The 22,026-nt window shown below is 63.3% G+C and carries 24 protein-coding genes; 16 read left to right on the top strand and 8 right to left on the bottom strand.

What is annotated here, in order from left to right; all coding sequences use genetic code 11:
* Window positions 1-64: 64 nt before the first annotated feature.
* From IB265_RS04735 to tam, 4 genes are all read left to right on the top strand, one after another.
* On the top strand, window positions 65-748 hold the full coding sequence (locus tag IB265_RS04735; protein ID WP_057250505.1) for a YoaK family protein: 684 nt from the start codon (window positions 65-67) through the stop codon (window positions 746-748).
* A gap of 107 nt (window positions 749-855) precedes the next feature.
* Window positions 856-1,416, top strand: a complete 561-nt coding sequence (locus IB265_RS04730; RefSeq protein ID WP_057250507.1) for a hypothetical protein — start codon at window positions 856-858, stop codon at window positions 1,414-1,416.
* Window positions 1,417-1,607: 191 nt separating this feature from the next.
* Entirely contained in the window at window positions 1,608-2,270 is a 663-nt protein-coding gene (locus IB265_RS04725; RefSeq protein WP_057250509.1) for a haloacid dehalogenase type II, read from the top strand.
* A gap of 11 nt (window positions 2,271-2,281) precedes the next feature.
* A complete protein-coding gene (gene tam, locus IB265_RS04720; protein ID WP_057250511.1) occupies window positions 2,282-3,052 on the top strand; it encodes a trans-aconitate 2-methyltransferase in 771 nt (256 codons plus the stop codon).
* A 12-nt stretch (window positions 3,053-3,064) separates the two neighbouring features.
* On the opposite strand, the gene IB265_RS04715 is transcribed toward tam, so the two are convergent.
* Window positions 3,065-3,958 carry a LysR family transcriptional regulator gene (locus IB265_RS04715; protein ID WP_057250513.1) on the bottom strand — a complete coding sequence of 298 codons (894 nt, stop codon included), beginning with the start codon at window positions 3,956-3,958 and terminating at the stop codon, window positions 3,065-3,067.
* Window positions 3,959-4,098: 140 nt separating this feature from the next.
* Between IB265_RS04715 and IB265_RS04710 the strand changes: the two genes are divergently transcribed.
* The 3 genes from IB265_RS04710 to IB265_RS04700 all read left to right on the top strand — a co-directional run bounded on the left by IB265_RS04710 (window position 4,099) and on the right by IB265_RS04700 (window position 7,531).
* Window positions 4,099-5,280: an MFS transporter gene (locus IB265_RS04710; protein WP_057250516.1), complete on the top strand. Its 1,182-nt coding sequence runs from the start codon at window positions 4,099-4,101 to the stop codon at window positions 5,278-5,280.
* Window positions 5,281-5,383: 103 nt separating this feature from the next.
* On the top strand, window positions 5,384-6,220 hold the full coding sequence (locus IB265_RS04705; protein ID WP_057250518.1) for an aldo/keto reductase: 837 nt from the start codon (window positions 5,384-5,386) through the stop codon (window positions 6,218-6,220).
* Window positions 6,221-6,370: 150 nt separating this feature from the next.
* Window positions 6,371-7,531 (top strand): MFS transporter, encoded by a 1,161-nt coding sequence (locus tag IB265_RS04700; protein ID WP_057250519.1) that lies wholly within the window; start codon window positions 6,371-6,373, stop codon window positions 7,529-7,531.
* On the opposite strand, the gene IB265_RS04695 is transcribed toward IB265_RS04700, so the two are convergent.
* Window positions 7,528-8,439, bottom strand: a complete 912-nt coding sequence (locus IB265_RS04695; RefSeq protein ID WP_057251080.1) for a LysR family transcriptional regulator — start codon at window positions 8,437-8,439, stop codon at window positions 7,528-7,530. The genes IB265_RS04700 and IB265_RS04695 overlap by 4 nt on opposite strands.
* Window positions 8,440-8,547: 108 nt before the next feature.
* Between IB265_RS04695 and wrbA the strand changes: the two genes are divergently transcribed.
* Window positions 8,548-9,180, top strand: a complete 633-nt coding sequence (gene wrbA, locus IB265_RS04690) for an NAD(P)H:quinone oxidoreductase (protein WP_057250521.1) — start codon at window positions 8,548-8,550, stop codon at window positions 9,178-9,180.
* Window positions 9,180-10,382 (top strand): CynX/NimT family MFS transporter, encoded by a 1,203-nt coding sequence (locus IB265_RS04685; protein WP_200964173.1) that lies wholly within the window; start codon window positions 9,180-9,182, stop codon window positions 10,380-10,382. The genes wrbA and IB265_RS04685 overlap by 1 nt, the downstream gene beginning before the upstream one ends.
* An 87-nt stretch (window positions 10,383-10,469) precedes the next feature.
* Here the strand turns inward: IB265_RS04685 and IB265_RS04680 are convergent, their stop codons facing one another.
* Window positions 10,470-10,862, bottom strand: coding sequence for a DUF2780 domain-containing protein (locus IB265_RS04680; RefSeq protein ID WP_057250522.1), 393 nt, complete (start codon window positions 10,860-10,862; stop codon window positions 10,470-10,472).
* 248 nt (window positions 10,863-11,110) lie between these two features.
* Between IB265_RS04680 and IB265_RS04675 the strand changes: the two genes are divergently transcribed.
* Both IB265_RS04675 and IB265_RS04670 read left to right on the top strand, forming a co-directional pair.
* The gene (locus IB265_RS04675; protein ID WP_192494640.1) at window positions 11,111-12,685 is read left to right on the top strand and encodes a helicase HerA-like C-terminal domain-containing protein; all 1,575 of its coding nucleotides are present in this window, start codon (window positions 11,111-11,113) and stop codon (window positions 12,683-12,685) included.
* 95 nt (window positions 12,686-12,780) lie between these two features.
* On the top strand, window positions 12,781-12,993 hold the full coding sequence (locus IB265_RS04670; protein ID WP_057250526.1) for an alkylphosphonate utilization protein: 213 nt from the start codon (window positions 12,781-12,783) through the stop codon (window positions 12,991-12,993).
* Window positions 12,994-13,125: 132 nt separating this feature from the next.
* Here IB265_RS04670 and IB265_RS04665 read toward each other — a convergent pair whose 3' ends face one another.
* Window positions 13,126-13,548: an organic hydroperoxide resistance protein gene (locus tag IB265_RS04665; RefSeq protein ID WP_057250528.1), complete on the bottom strand. Its 423-nt coding sequence runs from the start codon at window positions 13,546-13,548 to the stop codon at window positions 13,126-13,128.
* 114 nt (window positions 13,549-13,662) lie between these two features.
* On the opposite strand from IB265_RS04665, the gene IB265_RS04660 reads away from it, so the two are divergent.
* Window positions 13,663-14,139: a MarR family winged helix-turn-helix transcriptional regulator gene (locus tag IB265_RS04660; protein WP_057250530.1), complete on the top strand. Its 477-nt coding sequence runs from the start codon at window positions 13,663-13,665 to the stop codon at window positions 14,137-14,139.
* 60 nt (window positions 14,140-14,199) lie between these two features.
* Here IB265_RS04660 and IB265_RS04655 read toward each other — a convergent pair whose 3' ends face one another.
* From IB265_RS04655 to IB265_RS04645, 3 genes are all read right to left on the bottom strand, one after another.
* A complete protein-coding gene (locus IB265_RS04655; protein ID WP_057250532.1) occupies window positions 14,200-14,988 on the bottom strand; it encodes a L,D-transpeptidase family protein in 789 nt (262 codons plus the stop codon).
* Window positions 14,989-15,132: 144 nt separating this feature from the next.
* Complete coding sequence (locus tag IB265_RS04650; RefSeq protein ID WP_057250534.1) at window positions 15,133-17,466, bottom strand: bifunctional diguanylate cyclase/phosphodiesterase; 2,334 nt, start codon at window positions 17,464-17,466, stop codon at window positions 15,133-15,135.
* 173 nt (window positions 17,467-17,639) lie between these two features.
* The gene (locus IB265_RS04645; RefSeq protein WP_192494639.1) at window positions 17,640-19,010 is read right to left on the bottom strand and encodes a PepSY domain-containing protein; all 1,371 of its coding nucleotides are present in this window, start codon (window positions 19,008-19,010) and stop codon (window positions 17,640-17,642) included.
* Between the two features lie 309 nt (window positions 19,011-19,319).
* On the opposite strand from IB265_RS04645, the gene IB265_RS04640 reads away from it, so the two are divergent.
* A complete protein-coding gene (locus IB265_RS04640) occupies window positions 19,320-19,520 on the top strand; it encodes a hypothetical protein (protein WP_057250538.1) in 201 nt (66 codons plus the stop codon).
* A 186-nt stretch (window positions 19,521-19,706) separates the two neighbouring features.
* A complete protein-coding gene (locus IB265_RS04635; RefSeq protein WP_057250540.1) occupies window positions 19,707-20,369 on the top strand; it encodes a glutathione S-transferase family protein in 663 nt (220 codons plus the stop codon).
* Between the two features lie 30 nt (window positions 20,370-20,399).
* On the opposite strand, the gene IB265_RS04630 is transcribed toward IB265_RS04635, so the two are convergent.
* Window positions 20,400-21,338, bottom strand: coding sequence for a LysR substrate-binding domain-containing protein (locus IB265_RS04630; protein WP_057250542.1), 939 nt, complete (start codon window positions 21,336-21,338; stop codon window positions 20,400-20,402).
* An 89-nt stretch (window positions 21,339-21,427) separates the two neighbouring features.
* Here IB265_RS04630 and IB265_RS04625 point away from each other — a divergent pair, with 89 nt between their 5' ends.
* Together IB265_RS04625 and IB265_RS04620 are read left to right on the top strand one after the other, a co-directional pair.
* The gene (locus IB265_RS04625) at window positions 21,428-21,637 is read left to right on the top strand and encodes a hypothetical protein (RefSeq protein WP_057250544.1); all 210 of its coding nucleotides are present in this window, start codon (window positions 21,428-21,430) and stop codon (window positions 21,635-21,637) included.
* A gap of 30 nt (window positions 21,638-21,667) precedes the next feature.
* A complete protein-coding gene (locus IB265_RS04620; protein WP_057250546.1) occupies window positions 21,668-22,021 on the top strand; it encodes an MmcQ/YjbR family DNA-binding protein in 354 nt (117 codons plus the stop codon).
* Window positions 22,022-22,026: the final 5 nt, after the last annotated feature.

Raw genomic sequence — 22,026 nt, 5'->3', positions numbered from 1 at the left:
CAATGCCCATTCCGACTCACGGCCTCAATGCGCTAAACCTTGTTCCGGATCGGGGGCAAGGCAGATGACCATTGGGAGACGGCGAAGGTTGATCAAACGTCAGCGCACCGGCACGGCGCTTGCCATTGCCGCGACGATCTCTTTCCTTGCCGGCATGACCGACGCGATCGGGCTCTTGAGCATTGGCGACTTCGTCTCCTTCATGAGCGGCAACACGACCCGGGCAGCAATCGCCCTCGGCGATGGCGATTTTATCGGCGCCTTGCTGCTCGTCGGCGCGCTCGGGGCGTTCATCATCGGCAACGCACTTGGCGTCATCGCAGCCGCGCGCCTCGGCGTCGTCGGCGTGCTCTCGACGGTCAGCCTCGTGCTGATGCTCTGCGCCGGTTTCGGGGCCCTTATGCCGCGGCCCTTCTATTTCTACGGCGTCGTGCTCGCCATGGGCCTGGTCAATGCGGCGGTCGAACATATCGAGGGCTTGCCGATCGGGCTTACCTACGTGACGGGGGCACTTTCCCGCTTCGGGCGCGGTCTCGGCCGCTGGCTGCTCGGCAACAGGAACCGTCAGTGGCTGGTGCAAATCGTGCCCTGGCTCGGCATGTTCTCCGGCGCGGTCGCCGGCGCTCTCTTGCAGCGCCACTTCGGCGCGGCCTCGCTCTGGGCGTCCTTTGCGCTCGCCGCTGGGCTAGCGCTTGCCACTGTTCTCGTGCCGTCTCGCTGGTCGCGGCGCTATATCCATTCGGGGTGAGCCTCAGCTCCAACGGCAGCTTTTCACCCCTCCCAAGATTTTGCCCTTAAGCGCGGCCGGGTTTCAGGGCAAAATCTGCAAAGAAGAATCACGAGCGAGGTCCTGCCATGGCGCTTGCGGCAGCCGTCACCACGGATGAACTCTATCATCCCATCCTCAAGGCCAATCCGGCGCATCCGGCCGGATGGCCGATCCGGGCAATCGTCAGCTCACAGACCGAAGCGCGACACAATCGCGCGCTCTGGGCGCCAACGCACCTGATCTCGATCCGCGCTCCCGGCAGCCGACTGCTCTCGATGATCGAGCTGCCGCCGGAAAAGAATCTGGAACTCTTTTTCGGCGATACCACCGATCCGGACGAGCCGGATGCGGCGCGCCCGCAAGCCATCGAAGCCACCTTCGCCTTTGTCGACCGCCTGCCCGAAGACGCCCATCTGCTCGTCCATTGCCTTCGGGGCATTGGGCGCGCGACCGCGCTCACCCTCGGCATTCTGGCGCGCTACATGCCACCGGAGGACGCCGCCGCCGCACTCCATGCGCTGCGCCCGGAGGCCAAGCCGAACAGGCATGTCGTCAACCTTTGCGACACGGCGCTCGGGCTCAAGGGCAAGCTCGCCAAGCAGGCACTACGCTTCCCGGCGAAAGTCTGGAAACCAGCCAAAAGCTGAAGCTAGAAATACGCAGCTTGGCCGCCAGCCGTTGTGCATCGCACAAAGATTTGACATGATCCCACGAAAGAACGGTGACAGTTGACTGCCTGATCAGGCATGATGCTGTAAGCCTTTGTTTTCGGACGGGCTTTGACGGGAAGATTCGACCTTGACCCGCCAGCGCCGAATACAAAAGACGGGAGGAAAAGATGTCCCACGCGGCCTATGTGTTTGACGCTTACGGCACGCTCTTCGACGTGCACGCGGCCGTCAGGCGCCACGCGCAGGAAATCGGCCCGGACGGGCAGGCTTTTTCCGAACTCTGGCGGGCCAAGCAACTCGAATATTCCTGGGTGCGCTCGCTGATGGGCAGCTATCAGGATTTCTGGCAACTGACCGAACAGTCGCTCGACTACGCCTTCGCACGTTTTCCCTCCGCCGACCCGAAACTTCGCAAGCGATTGCTCGACGCCTATTGGACGCTCGACTGCTATCCGGAAGTGCCGGCGGTTCTGAAAGGGCTCAAGGAGCGCGGCGCCCGCATCGCCATCCTCTCCAACGGCTCGCCGGCCATGCTCGCCTCTGCGGTCCGCAACGCGGCACTCGACATCGTCATCGACGACGTGTTTTCCGTCGACGCGGTGAAGGCCTTCAAGACCGCGCCTGCCGTCTACGACATCGTCACAACCGGCTACCGGCTTTACCCGCATGCCGTTTCCTTCCAGTCGTCGAACCGCTGGGATATCGCCGGGGCGACGAAATTCGGGTTTCGCACCGTATGGATCAATCGGGCGGACATGCCGGACGAATATCGTGATCACGGGCCGGCGCTGATCCTGCCCTCTCTCGAAAGTCTGCAATTCGGTATCTGAAGGATCTCCCCATGGTCTGGTCGCCTGCGCAGTATCTGAAGTTCGAAGACGAACGCACGCGCCCAGCCAGAGATCTCCTCGCCCAAGTGCCCGACCTGCCCGAAGGCATCGCCTTCGATCTCGGCTGCGGCCCGGGCAACTCCACCGAGCTCATCCGCGACCGGTTTCCCGAGGCCACACTTTCAGGCCTCGACAGCGACGAGAACATGCTCGTTGCGGCGGCGAAGCGGCTGCCGGGCATCACCTTCGAAAAGGCGGATCTCGCAAACTGGGTCCCCCCTGCCGGCGCTTCGCTGTTTTACGGCAACGCTGTCTTTCAATGGCTGCCGAACCACCTCACGATCTTCGAAAGACTGATGGGAGCGCTCGCATCAGGCGGCACGCTTGCGGTCCAGATGCCGGACAATCTCGGGGAGCTGAGCCATTTGCTGATGGAGGAGACAGCGCGCAGCTCGGCTTTCACTGACGCCTTTGCCGGCAAGACCGTCCGCCGCAATCCCATGCCGGGCCCGGCAACCTATGTCGAACGCCTGGCGCCACAGGCCGCCAGCATCGAGGTCTGGCACACGATCTACTACCACCGGCTCGCCAATGCCGAAGCGATCGTCGAATGGGTGAAGGGGACCGGCCTCAGACCCTATCTCGATGCCTTGCCGGAAGATAAACGCGACGCCTTTGCTGCCGACTACACGGACCGGATCCGCGCTGCCTATCCGGCCATGAGCGACGGCAAGGTCCTTCTGCGCTTCCCGAGATTTTTCATCGTCGCGGTGAAGGCCTAGCGCCGGGCGACGCTACATGCGTTCGACCAGGAAATCGATGAAGGCACGGATACGGGCGGCGAGATGCTCATGTCCGGCATAGACGGCGTAGACCGTCTCGATCTCGCCCGACTGATAATCTTCGAGCAGCGGCACGAGCGTTCCGGCTTCGAAGTCCGGCTCGACATGGAAACGGCCGATACGGCCAACGCCAATGCCGGCAAGGCAAAGCTGGCGGACGATCGAACCGCTCGAGACCTGCATGTTGCCGAAGACCGAGCGCAATTCCGCAGCCGGCTGCCCCGGCATGCGGAACGCCCATTCGTCGACGCTGCGACGGAAATTGAAACGAATGCAATTGTGGCCGTCGAGTTCATCGGGCGTTTGCGGGACCCCATGCTTTTCCAGATAGCCCGGCGATGCGATCACGACCGGACGGCTTTCCATGAGCTTGCGTGCCTTGAGGGATGAATCGCGCAACGGACCGGTGCGGATCGCCACGTCGGCGCGCTCTCCGACGACATCGATCATGCTGTCCGTCAGCGTCAGATCAAGTTGCACCTCCGGATAGCGGGCGAGGAACTCTGGCGCGAGCGGCATGATGTAGCGCTCGCCAAAGCCGACTGCGGCGTTCACCCGCAACAGCCCGCGCGGCGTCATGCGGCCCCCGGCAGCGACCAGTTGTTCGGTCTCCGCGATTTCCGTGAGAATCCGCTGGGCGCGTTGCAGATAGACTTCCCCCTCCGGCGTCAGCTGCAGGGTCCTGGTCGAGCGCACGAGCAGGCGCGTGCCCAACCGGTCCTCGATACGGGTCACCAGTTTGCTGACGGCCGACGGCGAAAGCTTCAGGCGCCGCGCAGCCGCCGAGAAGCTGCGGGTCTCCGAAACGGCAACGAAGACCTCCATTTCACCTGCCCGATTGTCCATGCGTCACCTTTGAATCCAATTCACAGTCATTTGTACCATTATGCTGATTATCATGATGAGTGCCAAGGCTCATATTCCGCCCGACTTCAACAACAACCAACGCGCCCGGTTCCTCCCAGCCGGGTGGGAAAGGTCTCGTCGTGCCTATTGCTATCCTTGCGCTGACGATCGCGGCCTATGCGATCGGAACAACGGAATTCGTGATCGTCGGTCTGCTGCCGACGGTCGCCACCGACCTCAATGTCACCCTGCCGCTCGCCGGCCTGATCGTCAGCGTCTATGCGCTCGGCGTCACCTTCGGCGCGCCGGTGCTGACGGCACTCACCGGCCGGATCGAGCGCAAGCCGCTCCTGATCGGCCTGATGGCGCTGTTCATCGTCGGCAATGCTGCGGCCGCCCTGTCGCCGAGCTACGAACCGCTTCTCATTGCACGGGTCATCTCCGCCTTTGCCCATGGAGTGTTCTTCTCGGTCGGCTCGACCATCGCCGCCGACCTCGTTCCGGAAGACCGGCGCGCATCGGCCATCGCCATGATGTTCATGGGCCTCACCGTCGCGATCGTCACCGGCGTGCCGCTCGGCACCTGGATCGGCCAGACCTTCGGCTGGCGCGCCACCTTCTGGGCTGTGACCGGCCTCGGTGTCGTCGCGCTCACCGCGATCGTCGCCCTGCTGCCGAACACGCTCTCCAAGGCCCCGCCGGCCAAGCTTATCGACCAGGTGCGCGTGCTCGGGTCCGGCCGCCTGCTGATCGTCTTTGCCATGACCGCGCTCGGCTACGGCGGCACCTTCGTCGCCTTCACTTTCCTGGCGCCGATCCTGCAGGACATCACCGGTTTCTCGGAAGGCGCCGTCAGCCTGATCCTCGTGCTCTATGGCGTCGCGATCGCCATCGGCAACATTGCCGGCGGCAAGATCGCCAACCGCGATCCGGTCAAGGCGCTTATCGGCCTGTTTCTGGCCCAGGCGGCCGTGCTGGTGCTCTTTACGTTCACGGCCCCCTCGCCGGTGCTGACGCTGGTGACGCTCGCCGCACTCGGCTTCCTGTCCTTTGCCAATGTTCCCGGCCTGCAGCTCTATGTCGTGCAGCTTGCTAAGCAGTACCGGCCGGGCGCCGTCGATGTAGCCTCGGCGCTGAATATCGCCGCCTTCAACCTCGGCATTGCCGTCGGCGCCTGGCTCGGTGGCTTGATCGTCGCCTCACCGCTCGGCCTCGGCATGACGCCCGTCATCGGCGCCCTGCTTGTCGCCGCCGCGCTGCTGCTCACGCTTTTGAGCGGCGTTCTTGATCGCCGGGCCGGCGCCGCCTACCAACCGGCTTGAACCGCCGCACCTGAGGACCACCTATAGATCGTTCCTTTTTCGCCCGGCCATCCGGCCGGGCGCTCGCCAAGTACAGCAGGTCAAGTACAAGGAGTTACCCACCATGCATTCCGTCAATTCAAACGGTGCCAACATCCCGGCGCTCGGCTTCGGCACTTTCCGCATGCCCGGCGCCGACGTGCTGCGGGTGCTGCCGGAAGCGCTCAAGCTCGGCTTCCACCATGTCGACACGGCCCAGATCTACGGCAACGAGGCCGAGGTCGGCGAAGCCATCCATAACTCCGGCGTGTCACGCGCCGACATCTTCCTCACCACCAAGGTCTGGGTCGACAAATATGCGCATCGCGACTTCCTCGCCTCGGTCGACGAGAGCCTGAAAAAGCTGAGGACCGACCATGTCGACCTGCTTCTCCTGCACTGGCCGGGCGGCAGTGACGTGCCGATGGCCGAGCGCATCGGCGCCCTCAACGAGGTGCAGAAGGCCGGCAAGGTCCGTCATATCGGCGTCAGCAACTTCAACACGGCACAGATGGAAGAAGCGGTGAAGCTCAGCGACGCCCCGATCGCCACCAACCAGGTCGAATACCATCCCTATCTCGACCAGACCAAGGTGCTCGAGATCGCGCGCAAGCACGGCATGTCGATCACTGCCTACTACGCGATGGCGAACGGCAAGGTCCCGAACGATCCGCTGCTGAAGGAGATCGGCGCACGCCGCGGCAAGACGGCCGCCCAGGTGGTGCTGCGCTGGCTGGTGCAGCAGAAGGACGTGATCACGCTTTCCAAGACCGCGACGATCGATCGGTTGAAGGAAAACTTCGCGATCTTCGACTTCGCGCTCGGCGACGGCGAGATGGCAGAGATCCACGCGCTTGCCCGCCCCGACGGTCGCATCGTCAATCCGGAAGGTCTGGCTCCGGTCTGGGACAAGGCCGCCTGATCTACTCTCTTGTAGTGGAGCGGGATGCGGGCGGAAAACCGCTCACACTTTTCCTCATCCCGCTCCGCCATTTCGCCGCCGGCCAATTCCCAGCCGGCGGCGGATACGATATGGACATGCCCCGCAGACACCGATCAGAGGGAGGGGGCGATGTCTTTGCATGAGGCGCAGACGAGCGATTTCGCTCCCGATTGGCCGGCGATCATCGCCGTCGTCCTGGGGGTCACCGCCTTCTCGGTGGCGCAGGGGCTCACCTATCCGCTGATCTCGCTTTCGCTTGAAAGCCGTGGCGTCTCTGCCGGAATGATCGGCCTCAATGCCATGGGCTTTGCCGCCGGTCTCGGCGTGGCGACCCTGCTTCTCGGCCGGTTGACGCGGCTTGCCTCCGCCGACCGGCTGATCATCGCCAGTCTCTGCGGCTGCTCCATCTGCCTCGCGACGCTTGCCTCGACGTCAGAGCTTCCCATCTGGTTTATCGCCCGCTTCGCCCTCGGCTTCTTCGTCAGCATGGTGTTCATGCTCGGCGAAGCCTGGCTGAATACGGCCTGTCCCGACCGGCTGCGCGGTCGCGTTTCCGGCCTTTACGGCGCCGGCATGTGCGGCGGCTTTGCCGCCGGTCCGCTGGCGATCCCGTTGCTCGGCACCAGCGGCGGCCTCGGCTTTGCGCTGCTGGCGATCTATATCGCGCTCGTCGCCTTCCTCACCGGGCTCCTGACCATGGGTGCGCGCACTCGGCCCGAGCCTTCCTCGACACGCGACCTCTTCGCCTTCTTCAAGAAGGCACCGATGCTGATCCTCATGGTGCTGATGTTCGGCATTGCCGATATCGCGGCGATCTCGGCAATGCCGGTCTACTTCGTCAAAACGGGCCACAGCCAGGCCTTTGCCGCGCTCAGCGTGACGGCGCTTGCGATCCCGACCGCGCTGGCGCAGCCCTTCATCGGCGTGCTTCTCGACCGGCTGCCGCGCCGCCGTGTGGCGATCTCAGCAGCCGCCGTCGCCGCCACCGGCTACCTTCTGGTGCCGTTCCTGTCTTCGAACGTGGCTTTGCTGCTGACATTCGCCTTCATCGGCGCCGCCAGCTTCGCGCTCTACACGGCCGCCCTGACGATGCTTGGCGAAGAATATCGCGGCAGCATGCTCGTTGCCGGCAGTGCCGCCTTCTCGCTCGCTTATGCCGCCGGCAGCGCTGCAGGGTCGGGCGCCACCGGCGCGCTGATGAACTTCATCGACCCTATCGCCGGCCCGCTCGGCGTGGGCACCGTCCTCGTCTTCTTCACTCTGATGTTTGCAGCGACAGGGCGCCGTTAGGCCTCGGCGCAGCGCAAGGCAAGCGCCTCACCGAAAACACGGGCAGCCGGCCCGAGCGGCTCATCGATCCGATGCACCAGATAGGCCTCGGCACCGACTTGACTGTTGCGGCCAAGGGCCGTCGTCGGCATGCGCACCAGCCGGCCCTCTTCGAGATCCCGCTCCACCTGCCAGAGCGGCAGCCGGCCCCAACCGAGACCGGCGCAGATCATCGCATGTTTCGTATCCTGGCTGCTGACGCGACAGGTCTGCGGCGAAAGCACGCCGAAATCCCGCCCCACCGTGCGCTGCGACGGATCGGACTGCACGATCTGCAGATGGTCGGCAAGCGCGGCGTTTTCGAGTGCACCATCGCCGGCACTCAGCCCCAGGGGATGATGCGCCGCAACGACTGCAACGATCTGAACCGTCGAGAGCGCCTGGCGGGCGATAGCCGGATCGCGGAAATCCTCGCCGACCATGATACCGAGAGTGAAGCGGCGTTCGACGAGGCCATCCAGCGGTCCGCCCAGCGGTGAAACCGCAAGCCTGATTGAAACATTGGGGTAGATCGTCCGCATCTCGTTCAGGGCGAGCCCGACCGTCTCGATCGGGAAGAGCGTGTCGACGATCAGCGAAAGCTCCAGTTCGATCCCCTCGCCGAGCCCTCGCGCGCGGGCCCGCATGGCGTCCACCCGCAGCAGGATATCGCGGGCATTGGCAAGCAGGGCCTGCCCTTCCTGTGTCAGCACCGGCCGATGGCCCGAACGATCAAACAGAGCGACTCCGAGTTCCGTCTCGAGATTGGCGATGGCATGGCTGACCGCCGACTGCACTCGGGAAAGCCGGGCTGCACCCCCGCGGAAACTCCCGCTTTCGGCGACGGTCACGAAGGTCCGCATCTGATCGAGTGTCAGGGCATCCAGCATGATCGATTCCATAGATCAATTTGATGAAGTTTATCTCACTTCATCAGATCATGGAAAGCATCCATCTTCTTTTCCGAACAGCAAGTGCTCAGCAGGAAGGAAGGCCCGATGGCCAGGATACTCGTGCTCTACTACTCATCCTACGGTCATATCGAGACCATGGCGGCGGCGGTTGCCGAGGGCGCGCGCGCCGCTGGCGCCACCGCCGTGCTCAAGCGGGTGCCCGAAATCGTGCCGGAAGCCGTTGCCATCAAGGCGGGCTACAAGCGCGATCAGGTCGCACCGGTCGCGACCGTCGCGGAACTGCCTGACTATGACGCGATCATCATCGGTACGCCGACACGCTTCGGCAACATGGCCGCGCAGATGAAAAACTTCCTCGATCAGGCGGGCGGTATCTGGGCGCGCGACGCTTTGGTCGGCCGCATCGGCAGCGTCTTCACCTCGACCGGAAGCCAGCATGGTGGCCAGGAATCGACGATCCTCGCCACCCATACCGTGCTTCTCCATCTCGGCATGGTGATTGCCGGCCTGCCCTACAGCTTCAAGGGTCAGATGCGCATGGACGAAATCACCGGCGGCTCGCCCTACGGCGCCTCGACGCTCGCCGACGACGGCAACGGCGGCGACCGTCGGCCAAGCGCCAACGAGCTGGAAGGCGCACGCTTCCAAGGACGCCACGTCGCAGACCTGGCGGCGGCGCTGGTCGCCGGTCGTGCGCGCGTGGCGGAGATTGCCTGATGGCCACGGCCACAACCTTCGCTCGGGAGAGAACAGATTGGGCGGGCGTGATGACGGTCGTTGCCGCCGGCGTGGTCGCGGCCATGCAGGTCGGCAAGGGGCTGATTGCCGGTCCGTTGCTTCAGTCCGACCTTGGGCTCGATCTCCCCGCCCTCGGCTGGATCACCTCGGTCTTCGCCATCGTCGGCGTCGTCGGCGGCATGGCGGCCGGCGCGTTCGTCACTGCTGCCGGGGACCGGCGTCTGGTCGGCATCGGGATGGCGATGCTGGCGCTCGGCTCCTTCAGTGGAGCGGCCAGCCACGCGTTCACGCTGCTTCTTCTGTCACGCATCGTCGAAGGCTTCGGGTTCCTGCTTGTCGTCGTCGCCGGCCCGGCCATTCTGATGCGCTTGGTGACATCGGATCGCCGCGACCTCGTCTTTTCGCTGTGGAGCTGTTTCATGCCGGCGGGCATCGCGGCCGCCATGCTGACGGGGCCACTTTTTCCCGATTGGCAAGCGATCTGGAGGAGCAACGGGCTGATCACGCTGGCAAGCCTGGCTTCCATCTTCCTGGCGGTGTCGCCGTCTCGGGAAACATCCAGCATCGCCGCCAGCTTCCGGGATGATGCGACCGAAACGCTTACAAGCCGCGGCCCGGTGCTGCTCTTCGTTCTGTTTTCGCTCTACAGCCTGATGAGCTTCACGCTTTCCAGCTTCCTGCCGATCCTGTTGGTCCAGCGTATGCACGTCTCGCTCGGGACCGTCGGCCTCCTCAGCGCCATCATCACACTGGTGAACGTCATCGGCAATCTTGCCGCCGGCCATCTGCTGTCTCGCAGCTTTGCCCGCGGCCGGTTGATCGCCAGCGCTGCCTTGCTGATGGGTGTGTTCGGCCTATGGATCTTCCTGAGCCAGTCCGGTGGAAATCTGATCTTCGGGCTTTGCGTGCTGTTTTCCGCGATCGGCGGCCTGATCCCCGCCACGTTGATCTCGTCGGTGCCGATCCTGTCGCCGCGTCCGGCGCTTGCGCCGTTGGCAATGGGGCTCTTGATGCAGGGCAGCAATCTGGGGCAACTCGTCGGGCCGGTTGCAGTCGGAACGGCGATCGAACGCTACGGCTGGGCCTCGGGCGCGGCCTTCATCGGCGTCGGCGCCCTTCTCTGCATCCTGCTTGCGAGCACACTGGAGCAGACCCTGCGAAGCAAGGCCCAACGGCGATGATGGCCTGCATGCAAAGAGCAAATCGCAAAGAAAAACCCACCGGCGGCAAACCGGTGGGTTCGGCATTTCCGGCGGATTGTCCGCGGATCAGACGAACTGGCTGAGGCCCGGAACCGAGGCGACGACTTCGTCGACCACTTCATCGCCTGCCTTTTCCTTGGCAAAGGCGATGGTCTCCTTGGCGAGCGAGGTGATTTCGCCCATGCCGAGACCCTGGCTCATCAGCTGCTGGCCGAGCGCCATGACGCCGCCGCCGCCGATCGCCGACATCAGGCCGCCGAGCAGACCGCCGCCACCCGTGCCTTCGCCATTGTACTGGGCGATGAGCTCGGAGGCGCCCGGAATCGCTTCGATCATCTGGGCAACCGGGCCGTCAGCGGCTTCGCGCTGCAGGAAGCCGAGGATCATGCCGACAGCCTTTTCGGCCGTTGCAGGCTCGATGCCGACGTTCTCCGCGACGCGCGTGACCAGTTCATTCATGGAAAAACTCCCTCACTTGGATTTTTGACGTTGACGTCAAGGTAAATGATCGCCCACCAAATAACAAGCCGTGAGCAGTGACTATCGGCCCGTCGATAACGCCGCTTTCCGGTCGCGCGCTGGCACAGCCTTGTTGCCGGGCGCAACCGCAGCACCTATAACAGAAAACCAGGCACATTTCGATGACGGGCACTTGCGATCAACCGCGAACCGCCCGCTTTCATTGATGAAACGGAGATGAAGCCCACATGTTGGAAGAAGGCAAGCTCTTTATCGGCACCAGCCGCAAGCCTGATGATTCGATCAACAAGGGCGAGTATCTGGAACTCAAGTTCTGCAACCGCCACGGCCTGATCACCGGCGCCACCGGCACCGGCAAGACGATCACCCTGCAGGTCCTCGCCGAAGGTTTTGCCAATGCCGGCGTCCCCGTCTTCTGCGCCGACGTCAAGGGCGATCTCTCCGGCATCGGCGCGATCGGCGAGCCCAAGGATTTCATCCTGAAGCGCGCCGAGCAGATCGGCCTGCCGACAAATCCTTACGAGTTCCAGGAATTCCCGGTCATCTTCTGGGATCTCTACGGCGAGAAGGGCCATCGCGTCCGCACCACCATGTCGGAAATGGGGCCCCTGCTCCTTTCGCGGCTGATGAACGCCACGGATGCGCAGGAAGGCGTGCTCAACATCGCCTTCAAGATCGCCGATGAGGGCGGCCTGCCGCTGCTCGACCTGAAAGATCTGCAGGCGCTGCTCAACTACATGGGCGACAATGCCAGCGCGCTCTCCAATCAGTTCGGTTTCATCTCCAAGGCCTCGGTCGGTTCGATCCAACGCGAACTCCTGATCCTCGAACAGCAGGGCGCCGAACATTTCTTCGGCGAACCGGCGCTGAAGATCACCGACATCATGCGCACGACCAATGACGGGCGCGGCGCGATCTCGGTGCTGGCGGCCGACAAGCTGATGATGAACCCGCGGCTCTATGCGACCTTCCTGCTTTGGCTGCTTTCGGAACTGTTCGAGGAACTGCCTGAGGTGGGCGACCCGGACAAGCCGAAGCTGGTGTTCTTCTTCGACGAGGCGCATCTGCTTTTCAACGATGCGCCGAAGGTGCTGACGGAGCGTGTCGAACAGGTCGTGCGCCTGATCCGCTCCAAGGGCGTGGGCGTCTACTTCGTCACGCAAAACCCGCTCGACGTGCCGGAAACGATCCTCGGCCAGCTCGGTAACCGCGTTCAGCACGCGCTTCGCGCCTATACGCCGCGCGACCAGAAGGCGGTGAAGACCGCCGCTGACACCTTCCGCCCGAACCCGGACTTCGACTGCGCCACCGTCATCACCAATCTCGGCACCGGCGAGGCTCTGGTCTCGACGCTCGAAGGCAAGGGTGCGCCCTCGATGGTCGAGCGCACGCTCGTGCGTCCGCCGCAATCGCGCGTCGGTCCGCTGACCGAGGCCGAGCGGCAAAAGGTGATGGATGTGAGCCCGGTCCGCGGTCTCTATGACGAGGATTTCGACCGCGAATCGGCCTATGAGATGCTGACCGCGCGCGCCAAGAAGACGGCCGAAGCGCAGGCGCAAGCACAAGAACAGGCCGAACAGCAGACAACGGAAGCGAATACCGGCGGCAGCCGCTGGACGCTGCCCGGCTTCGGCGACGACGAGGCGGCGGCACCAGCGGGCAAGCAGGCGCGGCCACGCAGCTCCGGCTACCAGCGCGAGACGGTCGTCGAAGCCGCGATGAAATCGGTCGCTCGCACCGTCGCGACCCAGGTCGGCCGCGCCCTGGTGCGCGGCATCCTCGGCAGCCTCAGCCGACGCTGAACATAGCCGCGGCAACCGGCAATGCTTGAGGTCGATATTTTGCCCGCGCCCTGATTTCGATCGAGGCGCGTCGTTATTTTGAAAGGAACATTCGCATGGACGTTAAGGATTCGAACGGCGCCATCCTCCAGGACGGCGACAACGTTACCCTGATCAAGGATCTGAAGGTCAAGGGCACCTCTACGACGCTGAAGCGCGGCACGATGGTCAAGGGTATTCGCCTCACCGACAACCCTGATGAAGTCGAATGCCGGGTGGAGAAGATCAAGGGCCTGGTGCTGCGCACCGAGTTTTTGAAGAAGGCATAGCCCACGGCTGACGGCCTTCTCCGTCGGCAGCCACCTCATGCAGCGCCTGCGTGGAGCATCATGATCTCCGAGAACACAAAAGCCCGGCGGAACGATCCGCCGGGCTTTTGGATTCCGATTGGAATTCAGATATCAGGCAACCGTCAGCTTGACGTCGATATTGCCCTTGGTCGCATGGCTATAGGGGCAAACGATATGCGCCTTCTGGACGAGGTCTTCGAGAACCGCCTTGTCGACGCCCGGAGACGTGATCTCAAGCGCGGCATCGATACCGAAGCCGGTGCCATCTTCGCGCGGACCAATGCCGACTGTTCCCGTCACTTTCGTGTCTTCCGGAAGCTTTACCTTCTCCTTGCCGGCGACGAACTTCAGGGCGCCGAGGAAGCAGGCCGAGTAGCCAGCGGCAAAGAGCTGTTCAGGATTGGTGCCGCGGGCGCCGTCGCCGCCAAGTTCCTTCGGCACAGTAAGGGTGACATCGAGAACGCCATCGGCGCTCTTGGCCTGGCCAGCACGGCCACCGGTTGCGGATGCAGTGGTGCGGTAGAGAATAGGCATTGGCGGTCTCCTTTGCGTTTCCAAGTGGATGAGGGTTAGATAGCGCAAAATTCAATTGCGTGCAAATTAATTTTGCAAATTGCATTTTCGCCCTGTTTTTGCGAGAATGCGACCATGGCAAACAAAGCGGCACATATAGATACCATTCCGGAGGAGGCGCTGTCGCTCGGCAAGCAGCTCTGCTTTGCCGTCTATTCGGCGGCGCATGCCTTCAATCGTGCCTACAAGCCGCTGCTCGATCGTTTCGGCCTCACCTACCCGCAATATCTCGTGCTGCTTGCGCTATGGCAACAGGACGAAATGACGGTGAAGCGCATTGGCGAGGAGATAGGGCTCGATTCCGGAACGCTGTCGCCGCTTCTGAAACGCCTGGAGGCAGCCGGCTTTGTCGCGCGCCAGCGCGACCCAGGTGACGAGCGACAGGTAATCGTTCGCCTCACGGAGAAAGGCCGCGATTTGAAAAGCGAGGCCTTCGGTATTCTCATAGATATCGGCAAGGCTTCAGGCTGCAGCCTGGAAGAAGCGGGCGAAATCCGCGAGACGCTGCATCAGTTGACGCGGCAGCTCAATTCCGGCCATGGCGCGGACTGACATTTGCAGAGGCCGCCCCTCGTGACTGGGGGATGCCGCGAGCGACGACGCCCGTGGTTGTTAGATGACGAGGATCGGCGCCTTGCCACGCACGCGATCGTAGAGGTCCATGACATCCTGGTTGAGCATGCGAACGCAGCCGGACGAGACGGCCTTGCCGATCGACTTCCATTCCGGCGTTCCGTGGACGCGGTAGAGCGTGTCCTGACCATTCTGGAAGATGTAGAGAGCGCGTGAACCGAGCGGGTTGTTGAGGCCCGGCGCCATACCGCCATTCTTGGCCGAATAGGGTTTCAGCTGCGGCTGGCGGGCGACCATGCTGTCCGGCGGGGTCCAGCGCGGCCACTTCTGCTTCCACTGGATGACGCCGCGGCCCGACCAGGCGAAACCTTCACGGCCGAGGCCGACGCCGTAGCGCAGTGCCCGGCCGCCCGGCTGGATCAGATAGAGGTAGCGGTCACCGGTATCGACGACGATCGTTCCCGGCTGTTCGCCAAAGGGATCGCTGACCTCCTGACGATAGAAGCGCGCGTCGATCTGACGGAACGGTACCTCCGGCACCTGATAGCCGCCGTCGTACATGGAGGCATAAATATCCGAAACATAGAGGCCCTGCGGCGGCAGACCGGTCGGAACTGGCCCTGGGCCATCCTGCCTTTCATAGATGCCTTCCGCGCGCGGATCGGTAAAGCGTCCTTCGAGCGCAGGATTGCGGAACACAGGCGCCGTCTCATAGCGGAAGACGTCCGTGTTCATCGAGGAGGTGCAGCCTGCAAGACCGGCGGAGGCAAGAGCCAATCCGGACGAGCGGAGAAATTGACGGCGGGAGAAGACGACTGAAGAGGACATCGAACTCTGAAGGGCTTGAGTGCGGCCTGAGGAGTGCTGCATGAAATTGCTTAACGAAACACTACGCACAGCCCCTCGGAATGGGGCGATGCTTGCATTTCCGGCTGGACCGAAGCTTGCGTCTTGGCGTGAAACGAAGAGAACTCAGACGCTGTGAGCGTTGAAACGTGGCTGGCGCATCAGTGTTTCAAAATCCGGCGCGGAGAGCGGCCGGCTGAAGAAATAGCCTTGGATCTCGTCACAGCCGCTCTGGCGCAGGAACTCGACCTGGGCCTGGTTTTCCACACCTTCGGCGATGACGCGCAGGCCAAGATTTTGGGCGAGTGAGATGATCGCCGCGGTGATCGCGTTGTCGTCGAGATCGACAGGAATATCCGCAACGAAGGACCGGTCGATCTTAAGGCGGCGCACCGGGAAGCGCTTCAAGGCGCTGAGGCTAGAATAGCCGGTGCCGAAATCGTCGATTGCCAGGTGCACGCCGATCGCCTGCAGCTCATGCATGGTGGCAATCGCCCCCGGCACGTCCTGCATGATCAGGCTTTCCGTCAGCTCAAGCTCGAGACAGCAGGGCTCAAGCCCGGTTTCGGCGAGAATTGCCGCCACGTGACCTGCCCAGTTGCGCTCGCGGAACTGGCGCGCCGAAACGTTGACGCTGACGATCAGCGGCGGCAGGCCGTCATCCTGCCAGTCCTTGGCCTGGCGGCAAGCGGCGCGCAGCACCCAGTCACCGATCGGCACGATCAGCCCGGTTTCTTCGGCAAGCGGAATGAACTCGGCCGGCGAAACCGTGCCGCGCTCTGGATGACGCCAACGAAGCAAGGCTTCGGCTGCGAAAACGCGGCCATTCGCAAGGTTCATCTGCGGCTGGAACTGCAGAAAGAATTCTTCGTGTGCCAGCGCCCTGCGCAGCTCCTCCTGCTGACGCAGCTTCTCGTGCGCCTTGGCGGCCATTTCCTCGGTGAAGACCTGCAGATTGTTGCGCCCGAGCTCCTTGGCCCGATACATCGCCATGTCGGCATTGGCGAGCAGCTCGCCGACGGTCTTGCCCTGATTGGGAAAGCAGGCGACGCCCATGCTGCAGGTGACCTGCAGGCTTCGGCCCTCGATCTGCATCGGCCCCGCGATGGCGCGGCGAATATCTTCAAGCCTTGCCAGCACGACATCCCGTTCGCAGGGAAGGCCGTTCAGAAGCAGAATGAATTCGTCGCCGCCGACACGCACGACCATATCCGACTTGCGCACCGACGAGCGCATGCGGGAGGCGGTGACCTTCAACAGCTCGTCGCCGGCCGCATGGCCGAGCGTATCGTTGACCAGCTTGAAATTATCGAGATCGAGGAAGGCGAGCACCGCCCATTGACCGGTGCCGCGCAGGGCCTCCAGCGCCTCGGCGACCTGCTCCTCGAACAGCGCCCGGTTGGGCAGGCCCGTCAGCGCATCATGATGCGCCATGAAACTGATACGGTCCTCCGCGTGCTTGCGCTCGATTGCAATACCGGCGAGATGCGCCGCCATCGCAATCAGCTCCTTCTGCCCTTCGTTGGGAACGCAGACCGCGCCGGAATAGAGCGCAAATGTGCCAAGCACCTTGCGGTCGCGCGAATGGACGGGAGTCGACCAGCAGGAGCGGAACCCATAGGGTCGAACGAGCTCGCGATAATCGTCCCAGAGAGGATCGGCGAGAATGTCCGAGACGATCACCTGTTCGCCGCGCCAGGCCGCCGTGCCGCAGGAGCCCATGTGAGGGCCGATCTCGACGCCATGGATCGTCGCGCAATAGCTCTCGTCGAGGCTTGGTGCCGCGCCATGGAACAGGTGGCGGCCATCGGCCGACAGCAACAGCACCGACCCCTTGATGCCAGGCATCAGCGCCTCGATCAGCAGGATCATGTCGCGGAAGAATTCGTCGAGCGGTCGGCTGTTGGCGATCATTTCCAGTAGGCGGGCCTGCCCTTCGAGCAGGCGTTCGGCCGCCTTTCTGTCGGAGATATCGCGCGACACGCCGACGACGCCGACAATCTCGCCGCGCTTGTTGCGCAGCGGCACCTTGGAGGTCATCAGCCAGCGGTCGCGGCCCTTGCTGACGATCGCCCGTTCCTCGATGCCGAAAATCGGTTCGCCGGTTTCGATGACGCGGCGCTCGATGTCGGCGATCGCCTGTGCCATGTGCGGCGGATGGAGATCGAAGTCGGTCTTACCGACGATATCCTTGAGACCTTCCAGGCCGTTGTCGGCAACAGTCACCTGGTTGGCGATGAGGAACCGCCCTTCGACATCCTTGGCATAGATGTAGTCGGGCACATGGTTGATCATCGTCTCCAACCAGTAGTGGCGGTCTGCGATGTCGGGTTCGGTCGGAAAGATCCGCGCAACTTCTTCCGCCAGCCGATGGCTGGCATCGATCAGGCGACGTGTATCCTCGTTGCCGCCAGCATTTAAGGCGGCATATCGCGGATTGCGAGACGTGTTCTTCGCCAAGCAAGGCCTCCCGACGCGCTCAGCCGCGTCGCTGGTCGATCTTTCCCCACTTCACGTTAGACGAGCAAGAGTTAGCCCTTCCTAAATAACTTGTAGAAAAATCGTGCAGAGGTTGCAATCTCCAAGTTGCGTGCCTGAAAAGAAGGGGTGACGGCGCCACCCCTTCGTCGATTTCAGGACAGACGTCGGCGCGCCGCCGGCGCGAGCATCAGCAGTTGGTCGGCCACCACCATGATAACGATCGCAAGCCCCGTCAGCGGAAAAGTGAGGCCAAAGAAAATGGCCATGATCCACAATCCTGCATAGACACTGCGCTTCGGCGGCATCGGCGGCACCCCGACGCGCCCCGCCGGGCGACGCTTCCACCACATGACGACGGCGGAGAGCGAGATGAGCACGATGGACAGGCAGGCGGCAAGCATCAACAACTGATTGGCGCGCCCCCACTCCTGCCCCTTGTGCACGTTGATGCTCCATTCGATCGCCTTTCCGAGCGCCGGGTAATCGCCAAAGGCTACATCGACAAGCGGTTTGCCGGAGTACTGGTCGATGTGGATCGTGCGCTCCCGTGCGAGCTCGGCCGGAAAGATCGCGGCCGTGTAGACGCCGCTCTCATCGGTCGGGAGCGCCAGCTCATAGCCGGGCAGCATGCCGGCCTCATCGGCGATCGCGACCGCGCGGTCTATGCCGACCGGCTCGGCGCCGACGCCGCTCGACGTCGGGACCGGAGCATTCTCCATCAGCCAGTTCGCCCTGGGGAGGACATCGGTCGAAACCTTGGTCGCGGTTGGCACCTGGTCCCAAAGCACCGCGGGATAGCCGAGCCCCATGGCCGTCAGCTTGCCGTTGACGGTGGCGCCCCAGTAGCCGGACCACAGAAGACCGGAGAAGGCGAGGAAGACGATCAGCAGCCCGGCGACGATGCCGGTCACGGCATGAAGGTCACGCCAGAACACGCGGCGCGCGGGCGTGCCGCGCACGGTCAGCACACCGCCGGTCTGCTGGCGCGGCCACCAGAGATAAATGCCGGTGAAGACCAGCAGAATGGCAAAGCCCGCAACAATCTCGATGATCGTTTCGACCGACTTACCGAAATAGTCGAGGCTGTGCAGGTCCTCGACCACCTGATTGAACTCTTCCGTGGGCGCGACGTGATCGAGGATGGCGCCGGTATAGGGATCGACGAAGACCAGCATTTTGGCCTTGCCGATACCCACCGTGACGCGCGCCGAGCGATCGGCACCGGCGGGTGTGCGATAGGAGACGGCGGCGCTGCCGGGCACGGATTCGACAGCGGTGGCGACGATCGCCGAAGGCGGCAGCCGTTCGGTCCCGGCAGGCACGATGTTGCGATAGGCGAAGACGGTATCGTCGATCTCGTCGTTGAAGAGATAGAGGCCACCGGTGACGGCCAGGCTGATCATGAACGGGATGACGAGCAGGCCGGCAAAGAAGTGCCAGCGCCAGATGGCGCGATAGAGGGAAATGCCGCGCTCGGCGGCGACCGGCTGCGCTGCGGCGCCGGTAAAGGATGCGGTTGTCATGGGTTTCTCCGGGAAATCCGCATTATCGCGGCTTCGCCTCGTGATGGTCGGGTCGGTCGCGGATCACGGCCGGCGACGTCGAACAGCAGTTTCGACGCCTGGGAGGCCGTCAGCCGCCGCTCAAGCGGATATCAGGGAGAAACCCGATGGTGGCGCCCTAGGCCCTGTGCCGCCGCGGAGCACACCGCGAACAAACAGAAGTTCATTGGCAGGAACCGACACATGCCAGGCGAGAGATAGCGGTGGTGCGGCGATCGGATACGGCGCCGGCAGATCAGCGGGGGCGACGAGGCAGCAGGACTGGCATCCATGGCCTCTCGTACCACCTTTTCCGTCGGCATCGTCGTGGCCGGTGAGGCAGAGATCGGCAAACGTTCCATCGGGAAGCGCGTAGGCGGTCGTATCAGGCGCAACCGGCATGGCGACCGCCGGCTGCTGGATCAGGGCCGAGATGACGAGGACAAGCGCGCAGAGCAAACGCGCCGCCATGTCCGTCAACCGATCGCCTAGAAACCGTCGCGCCAAAAGTGCCCCCAAAATCGACTGCGACAGCTAAAGACCAACGGCGCGAAAGGCAAGCGGGCAATGGGCCGCATGGCCTATCAAAAGATTTCATGTGTGGTATCAGCGGCGCCGGCTTTCGCCGTCCAGCACGCTTGGCTTAAGACAAGGTCACGGCAACGACGGGAGGACGACATGCTGACGATCTACGGAGTCTATCGCTCGCGCGCATCGCGCAATTACTGGATGGCGCGGGAGCTCGGAATCCCCTTCACGTCCGTTCCGGTCATCCAGGCGCGCCGGGTTGCAGATCCGCTTGCCGCCGATGCGCCCATCAACACCAAGTCGCCGGCCTTCCTCGCCGTCAACCCGATGGGTCTGATTCCGGCGATCGAAGACGACGGCGTCGTACTGACGGAATCGCTTGCCAACAATCTTTTCCTTGCGCGCAAATACGGCGGCCCGCTGGGACCGGCTGATATCCGTGAAGAGGGACTGATGGGCAACTGGACGATGTGGGCGGCGACGGAGGTCGAGCCGCATGCGGTGCAGATCATCCTCACCTACGACTACGGCACTGAGGAAACCGACCAAGGCAGGGCAACGATCACTACCTGCGCCAAGTCCCTCGACAAGGTGTTTACCCGCCTGGAAGAGCACCTCGACGGGCGCGACTACCTGGTTGGCGATCGCTTCACCGTAGCCGACCTCAACCTCGCGGAAGTCTTCCGCTACGCCATGAGCCAGAAACAGCTCTTCGAGAAGCATCCACGCGTTTCGGCCTGGCTTGCCCGCTGCCATGCCCGCCCGGCTTTCAAGGCGATGATGGAAGAGCGGCTGAAAGAGCCGGCGGATTGAGCCGTCCGGAGGGGGGCTCGTTTCAAGTGATCAGCGCATGGTCGCCGCGTCGAAGCGTACGCGCGGCGCCCTGAGATCGAGCAGGCGCATGCCCTCCTCCACCTCGTCACGAACCCAGCGCTTGAAGGCGGCTGCGGCCTTGCTTTCCCGCCGCGATGGCGAGCTGACGAAGTAGTGGCCGTAGCCGGTGCCCACGCGGATACCGAAGGGCACGACCAAACTGCCTTGGGTGATCGCGAAGCCGGCGAGCGTCTGCCAGGCGAGCATGACCCCCTGCCCCGAGATCGCCGCATCGAGCACCAGCGACGCCTCATTGAACGTGTGGCGAACGGTCATTTCGGCACCGGAGAGGCCGACTTCGCGAAGCCACACCTCCCAGCTGAACATCGAGTGTCCGTCGATCACGGCGGGGAGCTTTAGAATATCTGCAGGTACGCGCAAGTTCTGCGCCACGACCGGCGAACAGACGGGAAAGACCTCCTGCTGCAACAGCAGTTCGGATTTAACGCCAGGCCAGTCGCCCGAGCCCACACGGATGCCGACATCCACATCCGATGTGTCGAGATTGACGAGCTTGGTCGTGGCATCGATGCGCAGGCGAATGTCGGGGTGGCGCTCGGCGAAACGGTTCAGCCGATAGACCAGCCAGCGGGCGGCAAAGACCGGTGCCACCGAGATCGTCAGCACCGACTCGTCGCGTCGCCGAGCCGAGGCCACGGCCTCCGCCAGCTCCTGAAAGGCGTTGCTGAGGCGGACGAGGAAACGCAGGCCAAAGTCGGTCGGGACGAGGCCGCGCGGCGTGCGCTCGAACAGGATGCGGCCAAGCTGGGCCTCCGCCTTGGCAATCTGCTGGCTGACGGCGCCTGAGGTCACGCCGAGCTCCTCGGCAGCAGCCGCCAACGAACCAAGGCGACCGGCCGCTTCCACGGCGCGAAGCCCGTTCAAATGGACGGAATTCAGATCTCTCATATAGTTTTCCTAAACCCGTTCGGTGCTATTCTCAATTGAAAAGACAGCGAGACAGGCAGATCATCCAAGCATCGAAAAGATGGGCCGCCATGTTGAAGCTTCTCTCGATGTTGACCGCATTCGCCACTTTTGAAAGTCGGAAGCAGGATACGCGACTAGCCTGGGCGCGTGACCCGCTGCAGCACCCGGATCTCGAGCGGATGGACGAACGCGAACTCGGTGATCTGCCCTTCCCCGGCTGGCCCTGGCCGCGCGCGGCCGAGTGCGCCAGCGACTGCCTGCAAGCCGGGGGCCGGTGACGGACAATGACCCTGTGATATGCTGACGGGATGAGCGAGGATCTCGACCGCAATTTCGCACGGGTCGTCAAGCTGGCGGAAGCCGCCGGCTTGCCGGAGGTTGCCATCGGCACCTCCTACGGCACGCCGGCACTGCTGGTGAAAGACAAGAGCTTCGTGCGCATGAAGGACGGCGACACGCTTGTCGTCATGTGTGCGCTCGAGGAAAAGGAATTGCTGCTGGAACTCGACCCGCAACTCTATTTCGAGACCGATCACTACAAAGGCTGGCCGGCGATGCTGGTTCGGCTTTCGGTGATCGACGATAAGAGCCTGACCGGGCGACTGGTTGCAGCCTGGCGCCAGAAGGCGCCAAAGCGGCTTGCTGCGAAACTCGCCGGCTGACCGCT

The organism is Ensifer sp. ENS10 (assembly GCF_014852025.1).
GTDB lineage: Bacteria > Pseudomonadota > Alphaproteobacteria > Rhizobiales > Rhizobiaceae > Ensifer.
The sequence above is the reverse complement of the archived record's forward strand: the minus strand, read 5'-3'. Positions and strand labels throughout refer to the sequence as shown.

Excerpts from the sequence above, each read along its gene's own strand:
- IB265_RS04645 (WP_192494639.1), bottom strand. The coding sequence starts at position 19,010 with ATGACAACCGCATCCTTTACCGGCGCCGCAGCGCAGCCGGTCGCCGCC.
- IB265_RS04630 (WP_057250542.1), bottom strand. The coding sequence starts at position 21,338 with ATGAGAGATCTGAATTCCGTCCATTTGAACGGGCTTCGCGCCGTGGAA.
- IB265_RS04675 (WP_192494640.1), top strand. The coding sequence starts at position 11,111 with ATGTTGGAAGAAGGCAAGCTCTTTATCGGCACCAGCCGCAAGCCTGAT.
- IB265_RS04660 (WP_057250530.1), top strand. The coding sequence starts at position 13,663 with ATGGCAAACAAAGCGGCACATATAGATACCATTCCGGAGGAGGCGCTG.
- wrbA (WP_057250521.1), top strand. The coding sequence starts at position 8,548 with ATGGCCAGGATACTCGTGCTCTACTACTCATCCTACGGTCATATCGAG.
- IB265_RS04725 (WP_057250509.1), top strand. The coding sequence starts at position 1,608 with ATGTCCCACGCGGCCTATGTGTTTGACGCTTACGGCACGCTCTTCGAC.
- tam (WP_057250511.1), top strand. The coding sequence starts at position 2,282 with ATGGTCTGGTCGCCTGCGCAGTATCTGAAGTTCGAAGACGAACGCACG.
- IB265_RS04685 (WP_200964173.1), top strand. The coding sequence starts at position 9,180 with ATGGCCACGGCCACAACCTTCGCTCGGGAGAGAACAGATTGGGCGGGC.
- IB265_RS04705 (WP_057250518.1), top strand. The coding sequence starts at position 5,384 with ATGCATTCCGTCAATTCAAACGGTGCCAACATCCCGGCGCTCGGCTTC.
- IB265_RS04635 (WP_057250540.1), top strand. The coding sequence starts at position 19,707 with ATGCTGACGATCTACGGAGTCTATCGCTCGCGCGCATCGCGCAATTAC.
- IB265_RS04670 (WP_057250526.1), top strand. The coding sequence starts at position 12,781 with ATGGACGTTAAGGATTCGAACGGCGCCATCCTCCAGGACGGCGACAAC.
- IB265_RS04680 (WP_057250522.1), bottom strand. The coding sequence starts at position 10,862 with ATGAATGAACTGGTCACGCGCGTCGCGGAGAACGTCGGCATCGAGCCT.
- IB265_RS04700 (WP_057250519.1), top strand. The coding sequence starts at position 6,371 with ATGTCTTTGCATGAGGCGCAGACGAGCGATTTCGCTCCCGATTGGCCG.
- IB265_RS04730 (WP_057250507.1), top strand. The coding sequence starts at position 856 with ATGGCGCTTGCGGCAGCCGTCACCACGGATGAACTCTATCATCCCATC.
- IB265_RS04625 (WP_057250544.1), top strand. The coding sequence starts at position 21,428 with ATGTTGAAGCTTCTCTCGATGTTGACCGCATTCGCCACTTTTGAAAGT.
- IB265_RS04715 (WP_057250513.1), bottom strand. The coding sequence starts at position 3,958 with ATGGACAATCGGGCAGGTGAAATGGAGGTCTTCGTTGCCGTTTCGGAG.
- IB265_RS04655 (WP_057250532.1), bottom strand. The coding sequence starts at position 14,988 with ATGTCCTCTTCAGTCGTCTTCTCCCGCCGTCAATTTCTCCGCTCGTCC.
- IB265_RS04695 (WP_057251080.1), bottom strand. The coding sequence starts at position 8,439 with ATGCTGGATGCCCTGACACTCGATCAGATGCGGACCTTCGTGACCGTC.
- IB265_RS04640 (WP_057250538.1), top strand. The coding sequence starts at position 19,320 with ATGGCCTCTCGTACCACCTTTTCCGTCGGCATCGTCGTGGCCGGTGAG.
- IB265_RS04665 (WP_057250528.1), bottom strand. The coding sequence starts at position 13,548 with ATGCCTATTCTCTACCGCACCACTGCATCCGCAACCGGTGGCCGTGCT.
- IB265_RS04620 (WP_057250546.1), top strand. The coding sequence starts at position 21,668 with ATGAGCGAGGATCTCGACCGCAATTTCGCACGGGTCGTCAAGCTGGCG.
- IB265_RS04735 (WP_057250505.1), top strand. The coding sequence starts at position 65 with ATGACCATTGGGAGACGGCGAAGGTTGATCAAACGTCAGCGCACCGGC.